At 62.6% G+C, this 17276-nt stretch carries 21 protein-coding genes; all 21 read right to left on the bottom strand.

Translation table 11 applies throughout. The annotated features are described in order from the left end of the window. Window positions 1–91: 91 nt before the first annotated feature. Window positions 92–1243, bottom strand: coding sequence for a tetratricopeptide repeat protein (locus ACN22W_RS30070; protein ID WP_419688233.1), 1152 nt, complete (start codon window positions 1241–1243; stop codon window positions 92–94). A 22-nt stretch (window positions 1244–1265) separates the two neighbouring features. Then, entirely contained in the window at window positions 1266–2126 is an 861-nt protein-coding gene (locus tag ACN22W_RS30075) for a sigma-70 family RNA polymerase sigma factor (RefSeq protein ID WP_419688234.1), read from the bottom strand. A 10-nt stretch (window positions 2127–2136) separates the two neighbouring features. Then, window positions 2137–2973, bottom strand: coding sequence for a flagellar type III secretion system pore protein FliP (fliP, locus tag ACN22W_RS30080; RefSeq protein ID WP_419688235.1), 837 nt, complete (start codon window positions 2971–2973; stop codon window positions 2137–2139). Next, a complete protein-coding gene (locus ACN22W_RS30085; protein ID WP_419688236.1) occupies window positions 2970–3449 on the bottom strand; it encodes a hypothetical protein in 480 nt (159 codons plus the stop codon). The genes fliP and ACN22W_RS30085 overlap by 4 nt, the downstream gene beginning before the upstream one ends. Further along, window positions 3446–3844 carry a FliM/FliN family flagellar motor switch protein gene (locus ACN22W_RS30090; RefSeq protein WP_419688237.1) on the bottom strand — a complete coding sequence of 133 codons (399 nt, stop codon included), beginning with the start codon at window positions 3842–3844 and terminating at the stop codon, window positions 3446–3448. The genes ACN22W_RS30085 and ACN22W_RS30090 overlap by 4 nt, the downstream gene beginning before the upstream one ends. 50 nt (window positions 3845–3894) lie before the next feature. Continuing rightward, window positions 3895–4848, bottom strand: coding sequence for a FliM/FliN family flagellar motor switch protein (locus ACN22W_RS30095; protein ID WP_419688238.1), 954 nt, complete (start codon window positions 4846–4848; stop codon window positions 3895–3897). 1 nt (window position 4849) lies between these two features. Further along, the gene (locus ACN22W_RS30100) at window positions 4850–6034 is read right to left on the bottom strand and encodes a flagellar hook protein FlgE (protein ID WP_419688239.1); all 1185 of its coding nucleotides are present in this window, start codon (window positions 6032–6034) and stop codon (window positions 4850–4852) included. A 10-nt stretch (window positions 6035–6044) separates the two neighbouring features. Then, entirely contained in the window at window positions 6045–6440 is a 396-nt protein-coding gene (locus ACN22W_RS30105) for a flagellar hook capping FlgD N-terminal domain-containing protein (protein ID WP_419688240.1), read from the bottom strand. A 12-nt stretch (window positions 6441–6452) separates the two neighbouring features. Next, window positions 6453–7292: a hypothetical protein gene (locus ACN22W_RS30110; protein WP_419688241.1), complete on the bottom strand. Its 840-nt coding sequence runs from the start codon at window positions 7290–7292 to the stop codon at window positions 6453–6455. Further along, entirely contained in the window at window positions 7282–7770 is a 489-nt protein-coding gene (locus tag ACN22W_RS30115; protein WP_419688242.1) for a hypothetical protein, read from the bottom strand. The genes ACN22W_RS30110 and ACN22W_RS30115 overlap by 11 nt, the downstream gene beginning before the upstream one ends. Beyond that, window positions 7767–9278 carry a FliI/YscN family ATPase gene (locus ACN22W_RS30120; protein WP_419688243.1) on the bottom strand — a complete coding sequence of 504 codons (1512 nt, stop codon included), beginning with the start codon at window positions 9276–9278 and terminating at the stop codon, window positions 7767–7769. Before ACN22W_RS30120 ends, ACN22W_RS30115 begins: the two co-directional genes overlap by 4 nt. Next, window positions 9275–10105: a FliH/SctL family protein gene (locus tag ACN22W_RS30125; protein ID WP_419688244.1), complete on the bottom strand. Its 831-nt coding sequence runs from the start codon at window positions 10103–10105 to the stop codon at window positions 9275–9277. The genes ACN22W_RS30120 and ACN22W_RS30125 overlap by 4 nt, the downstream gene beginning before the upstream one ends. Further along, window positions 10102–10737, bottom strand: a complete 636-nt coding sequence (locus ACN22W_RS30130) for a hypothetical protein (RefSeq protein WP_419688245.1) — start codon at window positions 10735–10737, stop codon at window positions 10102–10104. Before ACN22W_RS30130 ends, ACN22W_RS30125 begins: the two co-directional genes overlap by 4 nt. After that, window positions 10730–12304, bottom strand: a complete 1575-nt coding sequence (gene fliF / locus ACN22W_RS30135) for a flagellar basal-body MS-ring/collar protein FliF (protein ID WP_419689856.1) — start codon at window positions 12302–12304, stop codon at window positions 10730–10732. Before fliF ends, ACN22W_RS30130 begins: the two co-directional genes overlap by 8 nt. A 79-nt stretch (window positions 12305–12383) precedes the next feature. Beyond that, a complete protein-coding gene (gene fliE, locus ACN22W_RS30140) occupies window positions 12384–12710 on the bottom strand; it encodes a flagellar hook-basal body complex protein FliE (protein ID WP_419688246.1) in 327 nt (108 codons plus the stop codon). After that, on the bottom strand, window positions 12707–13180 hold the full coding sequence (flgC, locus tag ACN22W_RS30145) for a flagellar basal body rod protein FlgC (RefSeq protein ID WP_419688247.1): 474 nt from the start codon (window positions 13178–13180) through the stop codon (window positions 12707–12709). Before flgC ends, fliE begins: the two co-directional genes overlap by 4 nt. A 19-nt stretch (window positions 13181–13199) precedes the next feature. Then, entirely contained in the window at window positions 13200–13601 is a 402-nt protein-coding gene (locus ACN22W_RS30150; protein WP_419688248.1) for a flagellar basal body protein, read from the bottom strand. Continuing rightward, window positions 13598–14638 (bottom strand): flagellar basal body P-ring protein FlgI, encoded by a 1041-nt coding sequence (locus tag ACN22W_RS30155; protein ID WP_419688249.1) that lies wholly within the window; start codon window positions 14636–14638, stop codon window positions 13598–13600. Before ACN22W_RS30155 ends, ACN22W_RS30150 begins: the two co-directional genes overlap by 4 nt. A 128-nt stretch (window positions 14639–14766) precedes the next feature. After that, window positions 14767–15357 carry a flagellar basal body L-ring protein FlgH gene (locus ACN22W_RS30160; protein ID WP_419688250.1) on the bottom strand — a complete coding sequence of 197 codons (591 nt, stop codon included), beginning with the start codon at window positions 15355–15357 and terminating at the stop codon, window positions 14767–14769. Further along, complete coding sequence (locus ACN22W_RS30165; RefSeq protein WP_419688251.1) at window positions 15354–16448, bottom strand: flagella basal body P-ring formation protein FlgA; 1095 nt, start codon at window positions 16446–16448, stop codon at window positions 15354–15356. The genes ACN22W_RS30160 and ACN22W_RS30165 overlap by 4 nt, the downstream gene beginning before the upstream one ends. Window positions 16449–16454: 6 nt before the next feature. After that, the gene (gene flgG, locus ACN22W_RS30170; protein WP_419688252.1) at window positions 16455–17267 is read right to left on the bottom strand and encodes a flagellar basal-body rod protein FlgG; all 813 of its coding nucleotides are present in this window, start codon (window positions 17265–17267) and stop codon (window positions 16455–16457) included. Window positions 17268–17276: the final 9 nt, after the last annotated feature.

Genomic DNA, 17276 nt, shown 5'->3' on the forward strand with positions numbered 1-17276 from the left:
CTTAGGACAATTGCATGAATGGACGTTAACAATCAAGAGATTACGAAGGGGGTTATATCTACAAATCCCGTCCGATCTCAGCCTAAGCTCGTCACGGCGCCGACGAACCACCAGGCTCGCGAACGAGTACCACGTCCGACAAAACACGCCCCTCGATGTCGCGTCTCGCGCCCAGCACACGCCGCGCCAGCCTGGCAAAGCGTTCCGGGTCACTTGCATCGCCATTCAACACGGCTTCGGCGTAACGCGCGGACAGGCACTGCGGATCAAGACGAAGCGCCCGTTCCACCGACATTTGCGCCGCGTCACGCTCGCCCGCCAGCGCCTCGACAACGGCCAACCCGCCATGGCTCTCTCCGAAGCCGCGATTCAGCGCGAGCGCCCGTTCGAATGCATTGCGCGCACCCTTCAGATCCCGTTGGAGTACACACGCCCACGCGAGTCCGTGCCAGGTTCCGATGTGACCAGGCATGCGGTGCGCAGCATGCCCAAACGTATCGCGCGCCTCTCCGAGATTTTCTGTCAACAGCTGTGCCATTCCCAACGCGGAGAGCGTCCGGCCGTCGGCGGGATGCAATTGCGCCGCCAGCCCGAGATATTGCAGCGCACCGTCGACCTGCCGACGTGCCACAAGCAGGCTTCCAAGCGCGACCAGAGCCTCGTGCTGGCTGGAGTCGACAGCCAGCGCGCGGCCGGCCCACCGCTCGACCCGCCCTAGATCACCGTGATCCAGCGCAATGAGGCTGCCGACGCCCAGGCTCCCTGCGCCGACATCGCCCGATTCGGCACAAGTGAGCAACTTGATCGCGTCGTCCAGTAGATGCAGGCGATGCATGCATCTCAGTGCCAGTTGCAATGCATCACCGAACAACGGACCTGCGGGATCAAGAAGCTCCTGCGTCTGTTCGATCGCCGCATCGAACCTGTCTTGTCGAAACTGCGCGACAGCGAGATTGAATACGATCGCAGGAACCGAATGTCCTTCGTCGATCAATTCACTCAACAGTATCTCTGCCTCCACCCACCGGCCCCGGGCAAGGTCCAGCAACGCATGACAATGACGCCATGGCGCGCTGGAGGGGTGACGCGTTGATGCCCAGAGAATCTGTTCTTCGGCCTCTTCCAGGCAGCCGCACGACAATGCGAGATCAAATGCGTCCCGTCGCAGCGCTTCATTGTCAGGATCGTCCGACAGGTAAGACATCAACCGCGCCAGTCGCTCGGCATCGACATCAAGCAGCATACTGTCCTCTTCAGTCGTTAAGTCATTCATGATTGTCCGAACCCGGAGAGGGATCCGAACTCTTCAGCGCATCTGCGCCGGTCGCCTCACGCCCTGCAAACAGCCTTCTCAGTCTGGTCAGGGCCTGCTCGTGCAACTGCGAAATCCGTCCCCGCGTGATGTTCAGCACGCCTCCGATCTCGGTATAGGTCAGCCCCTGGAGATAATGCAGTTTCACCACCGACTGTTCGCGCGGCGTGAGGTAGCTGATCAGCTCTCTTACCTGCTTGCGCGATTGCTTCAGCGCCAGCGTGCCATAGCAGGCGTCCGGCAACGCACTGTCCTCGTCATGGATCATGCCGGTCCCATCGAGAAAGAAAGTCAGCATCAATCCAACGCTAACCCTGGCGAGCCGATCGAACACCTCTCCTCCTCGTCCGAGTTCAGCAGCGACGCTCCGCTCCACCGCTGCCGCACGCTCAGCCATGAGCCTGCGATGCAAGCCCAACTGCTCCTGCCGGTCGCTGATGTGCTCGAGGCCATCACGAATCGCCCCTTGTATCCGCACGAACGCGTACGTCGTGAACTGTGCGCCGCGCCCCGGATCGTAGCGATCCAGTGCTTCGATCAGGCCGAGCGTTGCCCACTGCATGTATTCGTCGAACTCGGCCTCGTGATTGACATGCTTGCCGTACAGCCCCGCTGCGACCGCTCGTGCATAGGGCAGGTGCATCATGATCAACGCTTCGCGTGCGTTGGCGTCGTGCGCCTCGACGTGCTGTCGCCACAATTCCGCGACAGCCAACTCGTTCCGACCGTGCGTCTGCGACGCACCCCGATCTGCTCTCGCGGCCAGGTTGCCGAGCGCCGTTGCGCCATAAGGAGCGAATTGACGGGAACTCATCTTGGGGCACTCAATGAAACGACCCGATGAGGGCCTTCAACAGCAAGCTCCACCCGTCTATCAGCACGAACATCAGGATCTTCAATGGCAGGCTGATCGTCGTCGGTGGCATCATCATCATGCCAAGCGCCATCAGGATGCATGCGACGACGAGATCGATCAGCACGAACGGCAAAAATATGACGAATCCGATCTGGAAAGCCGAGCGCAGTTCGGACAGCATGTACGCGGGCACGAGCTGCACGTTGCTCACGTCGTCGATCGATGACGGCGACGGCGCCTTCGACAACTCGATCATCAGTGCGACATCCTGCTCGCGCGTCTGACGGATCATGTACGCCCGCATCGGAGTCACGCCCTTCTCGTACGCGCCCTCCATCGACAGCGTCCCCTGCATGAATGGCTGAAACGCCGCACGATCGACCTCCTGCACCACGGGCGACATCGTGAACAACGTCAGAAAGAGCGCCAGCCCGATCAGCGCACTGTTCGGCGGCGTTTCCTGCATGCCGAGCGCATGGCGCAGCATCGACAACACGATGACGATACGCAGAAACGATGTCGTGCATATCAACAGAGCCGGCAGGATTGCCAGTATCGTCAGGCCGAGCACGATGCGAATCGGCTGGGCAGTCGCTTCCGGCGTCTGCGCCTGCGTCCCGGTGCGCGCGCTCGTTGCACCGGCGACCGGCAGCCGGGTCATTTCATCAATAACGCTCCATGCCCCCACGGGCCCCGCATGCTGCGATTCAGCTCGAGCAGTCGGCGAACCGATCAAGACAAGTGCCAGAACGACGAGCAGGGCTAACACCAACTCGCGCGCAACCGAATAGCAAACGACTCTCATCGTTGCGCCTCCCCGGCGAGCACCGCGCCGCCGGCTGTTCGCGCGGGCTGTTCGGCAACTACCGTCAGCCCTGCCGCCGAGCAACCGATCAACCATTCGCGCTCACCCCAGGCGACCACATGCATGGTCGCCGCTCCGCCCAGTCTGAACGACTGCCTGACGACCGCACCGTCATTCCCACCGCCACCGACGCGGGTCATGCGCGACGCGAAGCGTACCCAGCGTAAACCTGCCGTCTGGCCACGGCGTTTTCTCGAGACGAGCCAGACGGTTCCGACCGCGAGCGTGAGTACGACGGCGGCCGCCGCACGGATAGTGTGCGACCGGTCCGGCAGATCAGTGTCTTGCCGCCACGCTCCACCGGCTGGTGTGGCGCACTCGGCCGCCTTTGCTCCCGGTGCGACCACCATCCACGCGACTAGCCACACAATGCATGCCGCTCGTCGGCCACGCGATGCAAGATCGTGCTGGGTCATGGTTTCAGCGGGCGCGGCAATTCAGTCAGACGTACCCCGAAGCAGCCGTCTATGATGACCAGCGTGCCGCGCGCAATGACCTCGCCGCCGACAAGCAGGTCGACTGGACTTTCGACCGACTGGTCGAGGCGCAGCACCTGTTCCTCGCGCGCACTCATCAATTCGCCAACGGTCAACTCCGCGGTTCCGACGCGTACCGTCACTGCCGCCCTGACCTGCATCAGCGGATTGGCGGTCGCGCCCCCCTTACTGGTATCGAAAGGCAACGGCGCGCCATCGTGGCCGCCTTTCGGCAATTCCACGAGTTGCACGAGATTTGCGTGAGCGGGTTGATCGGTCGAATCGGTCACGTCAAGCGACGGTTCGTTCATCAAACTGGTTGGCTGGTTAAGCATGTTTCATCTGAATCGAAAAGGTGACGGAAAAACTCGAGGGCGGTGTCGGCTCAACCAGCGGGCTTCGCAAGCACGACCGCACGCGCCCCGTCGCGCATCCCGAGATATGCGTGACAAAGCGGCACGGTCGACGCACCGTCGACCGTGCTCACCAGGATCTGCAGTGGCACATCGATCGCATGTTGCGTATGAATGACGTCGCCTGGTGCGAGCGTCATCAAATCGCCGAGGGCAATCTCGACCGGCCGCAGCTCGATATGCACATTGACCCTCGCGTCGCGGAGCGCCACTGACAGCGTAGTAAGCGGTGCAGCGCCGCTAGTAACGGGGGCGGCCGTTTCGAAACCACCAGTGCGCAGCCAGCTTTCGGCAGCCGTCGCGTTGAGAGCGAGCCACAGGATCTGCCCGCCGACGGTCAGTCGCAGCAACACCGCACCCGTCCAGCGCCTTGAGAAGAATCCCGGTAGCGCCTGCGCTCCATCGGACGCGGAAACCTCCCGTTGCGTGACGTGAGTCGCACCACATTGCCGTGCGACTCGCTGACACCAGTCGGTCCATGCGGCAGTCGCCGTGTCTGCCGCCAAACCGCCCGCGGCACCGCAACCACCGAACAGCAGCTCCTGCACAACGCCGAACGGGCCGGTCGAATCCACCGGCACCGCCTGCCTCGAATTGCCGGCCTGCCAGCTCCACCAGATCGACACGGTGGACTCTTCGACGACAAGCCGGCGCCACACGGCATCCCGCATCGCAGAATCCGAAGGTGCATCCCAGGCTGGAACACATAGGGCGGAAACGGGCTGCGTATCCGCAGCCACGCCCCAGTCGCGACACCAGCAGGCCAGCAATGCGTCGGCGGTCGTTGCAAGGCTCATGCGCGCAGCATCTCGCAGGGCCCGCACCGGATGCGCGTCGCGTCGTGCACGTTCGGCTGGCACGAGTTCTCCGCGATGGGGCGCGGTGCCGCTTTTCCGGCCCGGCGTTTGCGTATCGGTATCGTTCACCCTACTTCCCCCAGATGCCGAACAACGTGCTCAGCATGTCGCTCGCTGTCGATATGACCTGCGAACATGCCTGATAGCCGCGTTGCATCACGACAAGGTTGCTGAATTCCGTCGACAGATCGACGTTCGAGCCCTCGACCTCGCTGTCCGCCACCGTGCCGAACTGGCCGGTTCCCGCAGTGCCGATCGTCCAGCCGCTCGAACCCTGTGCGGCGAATTCGTTGCTGCCGATCGACTGCACCTGATCCGGCGAGCTGAACTGCGCCAGCGCGAGCTGAGGGCCCTTGGCCGTCTGGCCGTTCGCGTACGCGAGAACGAGTGTTCCGGTCGAATCGAACGACTCACCGGTCAAACTGCTCGACGCGTAGCCGTCCTGCGTGGCAAACGCCAGCGTCGAACTCGTGCCCGAGTCGAACGACGTCACGTTGCTGGAGAAATCGAGGGTCAACGGCATGGATTGCCCCCCCGTCGGCGTGTAGGTCAGCGCAACCTTGCTGCTGCCCGACACGACGTTGCCGCCGTTGAACGAGATCGTGCCCTTACCGACCTGTGTCGTTCCGTCCATCAATGCCACGTTCCACGTGCCGGTCTGACCGCTTACCGCCGTCAACGCGACGCTCAACGTATGCGTCGTCCCGGCGGCATCAATCACCGTTACGTTATTAACCGTATCGGACGTGGTAGTCGACGACAGATTGCCGCTGAACGTCACGGTCGTCGTCGCTTTCGGCGCATTGGTCCCCAGGTTCGTCAGCGTAATGGGAACGAGATTGCCGTTGGCATCGACGCCCATGACCGTCTCGCCCGTCGTCGCCGATACGAGCGTGCCGCTCGAATCGAACTTGAACTCGCCATCCTTCGTGTAGTGCAGCTCGCCGTCGGCGTTCTTCAGCACGAAGTAGCCCTGCCCGTTTTCCGCAACGTCGAGCGGATTTCCCGTGCTCGTCTGTTGTCCGGGCTTGAAGTTCAGCGTAGTACCCAACGTATTCAGCCCGTACCCGAATTCCCCGACGCCCGGCGACCCGTCGCTTTCAAGACTGCTGTCCGAATAGAACAGATCTGCGAACTGGGTCGACGAACCCTTGAAGCCCGGGGTATTCAGGTTCGCCGTATTGTTCGAGATGGTGCGAAGTCCTGCCTCGAAACCGAGCAGCCCGGATTCGGCAATCGTGATGGAATCGATCATCGCATCGACCTCACTGGATGGAAGTCAATTGACCGATGCTCACGCCGCTCACGACTCCGGTGCTCGTCTTGATGCTGAGTTGCGGCGTCGATCCCGACAAATCGATGCTCTGCACCGTGCCCGACAGCGGTCCGGACTGCGTGGTGAAGTTGACGGTATGGCCGATGAGCCCGACCGACTGCTGTGCAGCCTGGTTGCTGACGAGCGTCTGGATGCTCGTGTTCATCTGCTGCGTCTCCTCAAGCGACGTAAACTGAGCAATTTGCGCCATGAACTGCTCGTTGTTCATCGGATTGAGCGGATCCTGATACGTGAGTTGCGTCATCAGGACCTGCAGAAAGTCCTGCAAGGACAGCGTGCTGTTCGAGCCTGCGCTGCTCACGCCACTCGTTGCGGTGATCGTCATAGCTCCTCCTGTTCAAAAACGAGACGAATCGGTCGATGGGGAAAATCCGGCGGTCGCCTCTGCCGCAGTTCCGTCGCATAGCGGAATTTCTGTGCCATTGCAGACGACGGCGTGCAGACGGACTCCCTGCTGCCTGAGTTGATCGCGCAAGACGCGCGCGACCCGGGCAACGTCCGCCAGTCGCTCGGTATCGGCGCCAAGCCATACGCGTACGCCGTCCTCGCTCCATTCGGCATAAACGCGCATCGGATCCGGAGACCTCGGCACGCCGCGCTGCGGCTCTGATGACTGGAGTGGTTCTGGTTCCGCGCCATCGTCGTCAGGTGTCGCACGTACTGCCGTGCGTAGCGTTTCGGACGGAGAACCGGCATGCGCGACGGGTGTCCCGAGGGACGTCGTCAACCACGTCTGCAACGAAGAGGGTGTCGATGGCGTACCAGCGGTTGATATGGCGACCGGGGCAAGCGGTGCCGGCACATTTCCCGTGATCGGCAACGCCGCAGACGTGTCGAGCCGAGGTGCGGGGTAGTCGTCGAGATCGACGCGCCCCGCAGACGCTTGCACGGACCGGACATCCCGGCCGGATTCCGCAATCGGCGCGTGTCCTGACGATCCGGCGTATTTCATGCTCAACGCATGATCGGCCGGTGTTCCGGTATCCGGTACATCATGCGATGGCGGGACGACCGGCGAAAACCACGACGCGAATCCGCCAGCCTGCGCTTGCGCCAACTCACGTTGCCATGCCAACGCTTGATCGCCGGTCGGGGCAGACGTCTGCCGACGCGCGCCGGCACTTCCCGCCTGCGCGGCGCCCAGCGGAATCGACAGCAGCACGCGATCATTTTCCATACGACCTTCCTCGAGCGACGTTCTGCGCCCGCAACGCCACACGCGCGAGCCAGTCCTTGTCGGCCTCCGCGGCCTCGCGCGATGCTTCCTCACTCGCATAGGCCGTCTCGCATGCGTCCCGATGCGCACCGAATGCATCTACCCTCGCCTGCTGCACCGCAAGTTCGTTTCGAACACGACGGCGACGTTCCAGCAGTTCATCCTTTGCAGCCCGGGCAGCATTCCGTTCACCATGAAGTCTGGCCATCCATTGCAGGCCCGATGCATAGCCCGATGGATCACATCCGGCCACGAGCCAGCTTGCGAGTCGCTGAGCCTGTGCCTCGCAAGCAGCGTCGAAATCGACGATTCGCCGCGTCACATCGTCGATGGCCCGCTGCAGTTCGCCGAGGCGGGTAATTGTCGACGCAAGTCGCCAGTCGGCCAGCCGGCGGGCAGGCTCCAGTCGATATCGGAACCCTCTGAGATCGACAGTCATGACACGATCCTCGCGTGAGACGCCGCGCCACGTATCGAAAACGCGCGACTGCTTTTGTCCGAATCTGTTGCATCGGTATCTCGCGACCTCAGAATCGCGCGCAAGGCATCAAGCGCCTGTCGTCTCGGCTCTCCTCCGTCGTGCTGGCGCAGCCAGCCTTCAAGTTCCGTCTGCACGCCAAGCGCCGCGTCGAGCACCGGATTCGTACCCCGCTCGTAGGCGCCCAGCTCCACCATTTGGCGATTGCGTTCGAGCAGTTCCAGCAAGCGCACGGCTTCACGGATCAGTTCGCGCTCGGCAGGACCAGTCAACTCGGTCAGCAGCCGGCTCGCACTCTTGAGCACGTCGATGGCCGGATAACGGCCTGCATTCGCGAGATCGCGGGACAAGACGATATGGCCGTCGAGTACCGCGCGCAAGGTATCCGCGATCGGTTCGTTGAAGTCGTCGCCCTCGACCAGCACGGTCAGCAACGCGGTAATCGCCCCGCCGGACGATGCGGTTCCGCACCGCTCGCACAGCCGCGGCAGTTCCGCGAATACCGACGGCGGATAGCCTCGCGCCGTCGGCGGCTCACCGGCGGACAACCCAACCTCGCGGCGCGCCATCGCGAGACGCGTGATCGAATCGACCGTCAGCACGACCTGCCGGCCAGCGTCTCGAAACGATTCGGCAATCGCAAATGCAGCGTGTGCGGCTCGAATCCGGCCGAGCGCGGGCTGATCAGCCGTCGCAACCACGACGACCGACCGGCGTAAGCCCTCTTCTCCCAGTTGCCGTTCTATAAAATCCCGCACCTCACGGCCTCGCTCACCGATCAGGGCGATTACGTTGACGTCGGCACGCACATGACGGGCAATCATGCCGAGCAACGTGCTCTTGCCAACGCCGCTCCCGGCAAAGATGCCGACGCGCTGGCCGCGACCCATCGTCAGCAGACCGTCGATCACGCGCACCCCAGTCTCCAGCACGGTGTCGATGCCAGGGCGCTCCATCGGATTGATCGGCGCTCCCTGCACCGCACGGGAAGCTCGCGTGGCGGGTGCCGGGAGGCCGTCCAACGGGAGACCGAAACCGTCGATCACGCGGCCCAGCAGTTCGTCACCGACACCGATCTCCGAACGATCTCCGAGAGCGACAACGGTGCTGCCAACCATCACGGCGCGTATATCGCAATACGGCATCAACATGACATGCGACGGCTGAATGCCGATGACTTCAGCAAGTATCGGCATACGGGAGGCGACACTGGGGCCAGCCTCCTCGGACTGATCGACCAGTAACGCCCGGACATCGGGAGTCAGCGCGGCGCCGGGCGGCACAATCGCGCACAGCTCACCGATCCGCACACGCGGCCCGGAAGCTTCAACCGCGAGACCCTGAATGCCTCGCACGATACCCATACGCATCGTGAGCGGTGCGGTGCGAAGCCCAGCGATCGCGCGCGCGACGGCCGAGCCGGCGCTCTCTCCGTTTTCCATGATCCGATCCATGCGATCGCGATTCATGCGTCCTCCGCGGCGGCGGGAGGCACACTGCGCGACAGCAATGCAGTCAGCGCGGTCAGTTGCGTTTCGAGTCGCGCATCGAGCCTGCCGTGATCGGCGTCGACCATGCAGCCCCCCAGGGCGACCTGTTCATCGCCGACCCATGTCACACGCTGCACACCATGGCGCTCAATCGCCAATGCCAGCTCGACGTCCGACTCCAGGTGCTCGACGTCTGCAGGATGCACCCGCACCGTCAATAGCGTTGTCAGCGTACTGGCCACATCGACAGCGCAATACTCCGCGACTGCCTGTCTGACGATCAACGCCGCACTGTCCCGATGGGCCACGGTTTCACCGAATACACGGCACAACGCGCGATGACATAGCACGATCATGTCGTCCTCGGACCGGCGCGCATATTCGCTCAATCGGTGCGTCAGGCCGGCGGTGATCTCTCCCAGCCACATCCCGAAACGATCGACCTGCTCGGCATGTGCGACGCGTTCGACCTGTTCACGCGTCTCCGCCTCCTGCCTGGCTCGGGTCAATGCTTCCGCCCGGCCTTCTTCCATCCCCTGCAGCAGACCAGTCGCTCTTCCTTCGTCATGACCCTGCTGGAATCCTTCCCGGTAACCGTCCGCGATACCGCTTGCCCGTTCGTCCTCCCGCTCGCGCGCGTACGGCATCCCAACGCTATCCGACGAATTCGGAGATGAACGACCCGTGACCTCTCCGGTCGGCATCGTCTCGCCGCGCAGCTGCGTTGCTGCGCCCGGTCGAAGCAGCACATGGGCGTCGTGCACAACGGAGACGCCCCGCAACACACCACGTCTGGTCCGGTTCATCGACCTGGCTCCCGATGACGGCCGAAGATCGACCACTGCCAAGCCGCTCGCTGCGATACCGGTTTGCCCGCCACGGCCACCCGGTCAGACGGGCGAACCTCGGCCGGCAACGCACGGATGCGTGCGCCTAACCTTGACAGCAGATACACGTTAAGCGCCTGTGCGTCCTCATATTCCGACGCATTGATACGCTCGAGCAGCACCCGTACTGTGGTACGCCGCATAGGATCAAGCCATTGCGTCATTCCGGTCGCCCAGCTCCAGTCATGCAATGACAGCACACGCGCAATCAATTGCTCCGGCTCCGCACGCAAGATCGGCCATACCGCGGACGGGCTGGCCCGATCGATTTCGGCGCACCATCCCTCCCAACTGCCGTCGGCCGGTCTGGAAGCTGATGAACGGCTGGCTGCAGTATCGTCTTTCACCGCATCAAACAGCGAACGGGCAGGGGGGATACCCAGTTCACGCAGCTCTTCGACAAGATCGAGCAACAGCCGACGATGCTCCGCCGGAAGTCTGGCGAGCATCCAGTCACGATCCACTCCTGACAGCGTGTGCAGCAACAACGCCGCTTTCCGGACATCGTCGCCGGCCGCAGGAAGCGCTCCGATCAGCAGGCCATCATCCATGCCGGACTCCCGCACCGCCATCTCCTTTCGCGTGAGATTGCTGCATGTTGCCCGCCACGCTACTTTGGCCCGGCAACGCGCCCGCGGGCTGAAGATCCGGTCCGCCGCTGCGCAACCAGTCGTGCAATTGCGCAAGCGCAGCCGCGCGCTGTTCATCGGTCAGGGGCTTGCCATATCGGGGGTGCTCGGCGCGTGCTCCGCGTCGACGTGCGATCCCGAACAGCAAAGCAGCGACAATGGCGACCGCGAGACCCGCAACGACCGCTTCGATAATCGACGCACTCTCCATGCCGCGTGGCGCACGCGCAGGATCCGTCGCGCGGCGATTGGTAACCGGGACGGCCTCGAGTCCGCTTGGTGTCGCAATTCCCGCCGAAGACGCCGGTGACAAAGATGCGTCCAGTGTCTGAATGACGACGACATCTCCGCGCTCGGTGGACGCACCGACGCTCGCCGCGATCACTTTCTGCAAGTGATCGATCTGATCCGCAGCAAGCGGCGAGTTGACCACCACCGCGACCTGGATGCGCCGAATCGATCCTGGCTGACTGACAACTTGTTCGATGCGATGCCCGATCGCATATTCGACGTCGCGTTGATCGCTTCCGCCAGTATCCGCACTATCTCCACCAGCACGATTACTTTCAGGCAGCGGCACCCCCCTATTCGTCTCATGTTCACGCACGACCACCCCCGTCGGCACGCCCGTGCGGCCGACGGGCGACACGGGTTCGTCGAGACTGCTCTGCATGCGCTCCATATCTAGCGTCACGTCGACGCTTGCGAGCGCGCGCCCCGCGCCGAGCGCCTGGGTAAGTACGTCGTTGACCTTTCGGGAAAAATAGCGATCGGCGTCCTTCTTCAGTTCGAGCACGGCTGATCCGGAAGAGCCTGCGTCGGCATCGACCGGTGACCTCGTCAACGCAACCCCGCTCTGGTCGACAATCGTCACGTTCTGCGCGACGATGCCCGGAACCGAAGCGGCAACGAGCCGCTGGATACCTGCCACCTGATCGGCGCCGAGTTCCCGGCCCTGCTTGAGCGTCAGCGTCACCGACGCCTTTGCGCTACCGGTCGGCTGACGAAACACGCTCTGCTCGGGAAATGCGAGCAACACACGCGCGTCGCGCACCTCCGCCAGCGAAAGAATGGTGCGCGTCAGTTCGCCTTGCAATGCGCGCTGATAGTTGATCTTCTGCGCAAACTCGGTCATGCCGAAGTCGCTGCCGTTGAACAACTCGAAGCCTACTGCGCCGTGAAGCGGAATATCCTTCCCCATCAGCTTGATGCGGGTTTTATAAACGTCCGCCCCGTCGACGAGTATTTTGGTGCCGCCGTCACCGCCAGACTCCGCGAGCGTATACGGCACTTTCATTCTGTCCAGCTCCGCCGTCATCGCAGCCGTATCCTGCGGTGAAAGATCGCCGAACAGAACCTGCGGTGTCGGCCGCAGCAGCCAATAGGCGCTACCGCCCATCAACAGGGCAACGACAACGACAGCCGCCATCAGGCCAGCACGCGCCGCGCCGCCGACCGATTCACCCAGTTTGTTCCACCATTGCTGCATCAAGTCGCACTCCCACCGGTATCTCGTACGTCACGGCCATACCGGGCCGCCGCTTTATATCCGCGCATCGAATCCTCGGCTAGATCTGCATCTTCATCACATCCTGATACGCTTCGAGCACGCGTGAACGAACCTGCATCATCAGCTCGAACGAAAGGCGGGTTTCCTCAAGGCGCATCATGATCTGGTGGAGGTTTTGTGCATTCCCCAGCGCGAGGGACTGCAAATCGCTTTGCGATGCGAGGAGCGCCTGATTCACCTGTTCCACCCCGTCGCCAACGAACTGGCCAAACGATGCAGACGGCTGCGCACCGGCGGTCTGGATAGTGCCTGCCTCCATACTGGGGACCGATACCTGGGACGCGGAAGCAGTCGCGGCGGCCGTAATCGCATCGATGCCGGTCATGATTGCCCTCCACCGATATCGAGCGTGCGCAATACCAGCGTCTTTTCCATATTCATCGCCGCGACATTGGCCTCATACGCGCGCATCGCCCCCATCATTCCGACCATCTCTTGCGCCGGATTGACGCCGGGATACTCGATGAATCCCTTGTCGTTGGCGAACGGATTGTCGGGCTCGTAGACGCGACGGGGCGACGATTCGCCTGGCACGATGACCGCGACCGGCGTACTAAAGGCCGGCATGCCGTTGATTTGCGCTCGTGCCATCTCGGCGTCGAATCGTGCTGAAAACGTACCGGTTGCCCCCGATGCTGGCACGCTCGTAGCGACGACCCGCAACGGCTGATAACGAACACCGCCGCCGCCCTGCATCGTGTTGGCGTTGGCGAGGTTCAGCGCCGCAACGTCCACGCGCGTACGCTCGACTGTCATGCCGGCCGAGCTGATCGCGAATACCTGCTGATAGTCCATCGGACATCTCCTCAAGGAATCACTTCTTGCCGTCGCTGACCGCTTCTTCCAGCAACGCATAGTGTTTCGACAATGCTTTCAACAACGTCTGAAAATGCACGCCGTTCTGCGCCAGTGCCGCAACCTGCATGTCGAGTCCAGACTGCATGCCGTCCTGCGACGCAACACGCACGAGACGCGGCGCCACGCCGCGCAACGACTCGGCATCGACACTGCCGGAACTTGCCCACGTCTGTCGTGCGTCAATCAATTGCCGCTCGAAATCGACACCCAGCGGGACGTATCCATCGGTCTGCGCATTCGCGATGTTCGCGGCAATTGCCTGCTGCCGCAGGCTCGCGGCATCCAGCGCCAACCCCAGTGTTGCGCTTGTAATCGCCTCCGTTCCTTCCGTCACTGCGTTCTCCGGTTGATCGTTCACTGCACCACGAGCTCGGCGTGCAGTGCGCCTGCCGCCTTGATTGCCTGCAAAATCGAGATCACATCGCGGGTATTCGTCTTGAGTCGCGCCAGCGACTGCACGAGATCGGCAACCGTATTGCTCCTCGGCGCGACATAGCCGGGACCGAGTTGCTCGTCCACGTCGATCGTCGAATTCGTGACAAGCGCCGTGCGCACACCAGAATGGCCGCCCCAAATGCCGATCGGTTGCGATACGCTGTTGTAGCTGGAGATCGAGATCTTCAGATCGCCTTGCGAAATCGCCACCGGCGAGATGCGGACATCCCCGCCCGATACGACCGTGCCCGTGCGTTCATTGACCACCACTCGCGCGCGGCGGTCCGGCTCGACACCAACCGCCTCGATGCGCGACACGAACGATACGAGCTGATCACGTTGATCGTTCGGCACCAGGATTTCGACGCCCTCGGCATCGCGCGCGCGCGCGACACCCGCACCGAGTTTCGCGTTGATGGCCGCCGCGATCCGGCTCGCCGTCGTGTAGTCGGGATAGGTGAGATCGAATGTGATGGTCTGATCGGGAGCCACCATCTGCGCCGTCACGCCCACTTCGACTTTCGCGCCGTTCGGAATCGAGCCGACAGTCGGGTGATTTTTCTGCACGACGTTGCCGTTGGCGTCGTAGCGATATCCACCGACGTCGACCGCGCCCTCTGCCAGCGCATACGTTCGGCCGTTAGCCGCCTTGAGCGGCGCGACAAGCAGTGTGCCGCCGACCAGGCTCCGGGCGTCGCCGGCCGAGGACACCGTTGCGTCCAGCGCATCGCCAGCGCGCGCGAACGGCGGCATCTCGGCCGACACCATCACGACCGCGACGTTGCGGCTCTGAACCTGCGACGCGGGGACGGTCAGATTGAATTGCGCAAACACGTTCGACAGCGCCTGCCGCGTCGTTGCATTCGTCGGCGAATCGCCTGTTCCCGCCAGGCCCGTGACGATGCCGTAGCCGACCAGCGCGTTGTCGCGCCAGCCACGCAATTTGCCCAGATCCTTCACACGCGTCGTGCCTTCGGCTGCGCATGCAGTCGCGGCAAGTGCAACGCCCAATGCAACGGCAACCAGGATGCGGGCGCCACGTACGATTGCACATACCGTTCCCGCGCTTAAATGCGATGCTCGATTCATCATAGCCCCAGCCAATCCAGCACCTTGCGCCACCAACCGCGCTTCTGGCGATCTGACAGATCGCCCTCACCGAGATAATCGATATGCGCATCGGCAAGACGCGTCGAAAGGACGACGTTGTCGCTCGATATGTCTTGCGGTCTGACCCGCCCCGTCAGATTGACCTTGTGCTGCTCGTTGTTGACGGTCAGGGTCTGCTCTCCCGCCACCACGAGATCACCGTTCGGCAGCACGTCCTTGACGTTCACGCTAAGCGTCGCGAGCAGCTTGTTGGCACGCTGGGTCGTACCGCCTCCATCGAACGTGCCGCCCTGCGCAAGCGATCCGCCGAGTTGCCGCCCACTCGGCAAAATGGAAATCGAGCCATTGAGGCCGTTCGTCCGCTGCGTCGAAGTGTCGGTGCTCGTCGTGGCCGACGATTGTTCGTAGACCTTGACTGTCAGCAGGTCGCCGGTTCGATAGGCCTTCTGGTCACTCGTTAAAGCGCGATAGGTATCTTCGCGATACAGGCTTTCGGCCGAAGCGCACCGGGATGCGACAGCGATCAGCATCCCGAGCACGGCGAAAGCAGGCAGGCGGAGCAATTTCATTGATGCACCTCTACCGCATGCGGCCCGGTCACGCGCGCCACGACCGTATCCGACGCACCGGTCTGCCTGACGCGCACGGTATCGCCCACCTGACCGTCCTCCATCACCTCGACGCGGCTTTCCAGCGCGATCGGACCGGCAACTTCGCGCAACGTCGCATAGTCGCCTCGAGTCACCTTCGGCAGCGGCTCGACATCAGCCTTCGACAAGACGCGGCCCGCCTGGACCGGGCGACGCACGCGCATCATCGGACTGTCCTCGGCGTTGACCGGTTCGACTTTCCGTGCCTGATCAAGCGCCGTCGCCACACGAAGGGGCGGAGTCGGCCGGCCGCTCCACTCCCGTTCCTCGATCTTCACTTGTGTCGGATCGGGCCGCGTCGGATCGAGGACTTGGCCGACGCGGAGATCCCTTGCAGCAACATAGGTCGGCGCAGAAACGCTCACGTCGAAATCCACCGGAACCGTCCGCACGAAAACACCATCCACGTGAAGATCCACCCAGGCGGATTGATGCTTCGAAACGAATCGGTCTCCTGCCGTATCCTGAATCGCCGGGGCCGCGATCTGACGAACTTCCATGGTGAGCGTGCCCGCCGGAACGTCAACGTCGGCTGGTACATGCGCGAGCGAAATCGTGCAATGCATTCCGCCTTCTTCCAGTTCGGTACGTAGCGCGGCCTCTGCCCTCTGGCCGATCAGATCGCCTCGCACCCGTGACATGGCAAGATGCACACGACTCGACGTATCGCCGCTCCATTCGATCTGTTCGGCACGAAGACCAACGCGCTTCTCGATCCACGCGCTCAGTACGGCACGGCTCACAACGACAGGTACGCCTGACTGCGGCACGGATCCGATTGGCAACGCGACAAGACGACGATTTCTCGTATCGTCGCCATCGCGAATGACAGCTACATCACCCAGTACGACCTTACGGTGAGTCACTTCGACATCGCCGCGCAAGTCGATCCGAACAACATCGTCCAGTCCCGCGTAAGCACTGAACGACAGCATCGCCAGGAGCGCCAGCGCACTGCCGTGCACGACCTTTGACGCTTCCCGACTCCCCCGGACCCTGTCAAGCATCATGTCGATTCACTTACGCAGATTGTTGACTAGGCCAAGCAGTTCGTCGGACGCCTGAGCGACTTTCACGCTCGCTTCGTAGGCACGCTGCGCGACCATCAGGTTGACCATCTCGTCGACCATTTGCACATTGGATCCTTCCAGTGCACCTTGCTGCATGGTTCCGATACCATCCTGTCCGGCGTTGCCTGAGATCGGCTCGCCCGAACCGTCGCTTTCGCTGTAGAGCCCGTCGCCTTGCGCAAGCAAAGCAGCCGGATTGGAGAACCGCACGAGTTGCAATTGGCCGAGTTTCACCGGCCCGCTTTGACCCGAAACCGTAACCGACACGCTGCCATCGCTGCCGATCGTCATCCCGGTTGCATTCGCCGGTACGGCGAGGCCAGGTTTGAGCGGTTGCCCGCTTTGAGTCGCAAGCAGCCCGTCACCGTTGACGATCAGCGTGCCGCCCCGGGTATACGCCGTCGACCCGTCCGGCATCGACACGGACAGAAAGCCGTCACCGTTGATCGCGACGTCCCACTGCGAATTGGTCTGTGAAATCACCCCCGCATCGAACAGCTTGGCAACACTGGCGATACCGACCCCCGCCCCCATGCGAGGCACGGCGGCCAGCGGCCCGGTTTCGTCGATGCCGCCGCCGCGCCCGCTTCCCGCCACGTGCGTTTGCCGAACGCGCTCAAGCGTGACGAGGTCGGTAAAGCTGATCCTCGATTTCTTGAATGCTGTCGTGTTGAGATTCGCGAGGTTGTTCGCAATCGTGTCGACGTCGAGCTGCTGTGCCTGCATGCCGGTTGCCGCGACATAAAGAGCGTCTAGCATGATGTGCTG

The sequence above is a fragment of the Burkholderia theae genome (assembly GCF_048565265.1).
In the GTDB taxonomy this organism is placed as follows: domain Bacteria; phylum Pseudomonadota; class Gammaproteobacteria; order Burkholderiales; family Burkholderiaceae; genus Burkholderia; species Burkholderia theae.

Bases quoted from the DNA above. Each gene is read 5' to 3' on its own strand.
- ACN22W_RS30075 (WP_419688234.1), bottom strand. From the start codon at position 2,126: ATGAGTTCCCGTCAATTCGCTCCTTATGGCGCAACGGCGCTCGGCAAC.
- ACN22W_RS30130 (WP_419688245.1), bottom strand. From the start codon at position 10,737: ATGGATGATGGCCTGCTGATCGGAGCGCTTCCTGCGGCCGGCGACGAT.
- ACN22W_RS30070 (WP_419688233.1), bottom strand. From the start codon at position 1,243: ATGCTGCTTGATGTCGATGCCGAGCGACTGGCGCGGTTGATGTCTTAC.
- ACN22W_RS30100 (WP_419688239.1), bottom strand. From the start codon at position 6,034: ATGATCGATTCCATCACGATTGCCGAATCCGGGCTGCTCGGTTTCGAG.
- ACN22W_RS30120 (WP_419688243.1), bottom strand. From the start codon at position 9,278: ATGAATCGCGATCGCATGGATCGGATCATGGAAAACGGAGAGAGCGCC.
- flgC (WP_419688247.1), bottom strand. From the start codon at position 13,180: ATGGACTATCAGCAGGTATTCGCGATCAGCTCGGCCGGCATGACAGTC.
- ACN22W_RS30165 (WP_419688251.1), bottom strand. From the start codon at position 16,448: ATGATGCTTGACAGGGTCCGGGGGAGTCGGGAAGCGTCAAAGGTCGTG.
- ACN22W_RS30125 (WP_419688244.1), bottom strand. From the start codon at position 10,105: ATGAACCGGACCAGACGTGGTGTGTTGCGGGGCGTCTCCGTTGTGCAC.
- ACN22W_RS30110 (WP_419688241.1), bottom strand. From the start codon at position 7,292: ATGGAAAATGATCGCGTGCTGCTGTCGATTCCGCTGGGCGCCGCGCAG.
- fliE (WP_419688246.1), bottom strand. From the start codon at position 12,710: ATGACCGGCATCGATGCGATTACGGCCGCCGCGACTGCTTCCGCGTCC.
- fliF (WP_419689856.1), bottom strand. From the start codon at position 12,304: ATGCAGCAATGGTGGAACAAACTGGGTGAATCGGTCGGCGGCGCGGCG.
- ACN22W_RS30105 (WP_419688240.1), bottom strand. From the start codon at position 6,440: ATGACGATCACCGCAACGAGTGGCGTGAGCAGCGCAGGCTCGAACAGC.
- flgG (WP_419688252.1), bottom strand. From the start codon at position 17,267: ATGCTAGACGCTCTTTATGTCGCGGCAACCGGCATGCAGGCACAGCAG.
- ACN22W_RS30085 (WP_419688236.1), bottom strand. From the start codon at position 3,449: ATGACCCAGCACGATCTTGCATCGCGTGGCCGACGAGCGGCATGCATT.
- ACN22W_RS30090 (WP_419688237.1), bottom strand. From the start codon at position 3,844: ATGCTTAACCAGCCAACCAGTTTGATGAACGAACCGTCGCTTGACGTG.
- fliP (WP_419688235.1), bottom strand. From the start codon at position 2,973: ATGAGAGTCGTTTGCTATTCGGTTGCGCGCGAGTTGGTGTTAGCCCTG.
- ACN22W_RS30115 (WP_419688242.1), bottom strand. From the start codon at position 7,770: ATGACTGTCGATCTCAGAGGGTTCCGATATCGACTGGAGCCTGCCCGC.
- ACN22W_RS30160 (WP_419688250.1), bottom strand. From the start codon at position 15,357: ATGAAATTGCTCCGCCTGCCTGCTTTCGCCGTGCTCGGGATGCTGATC.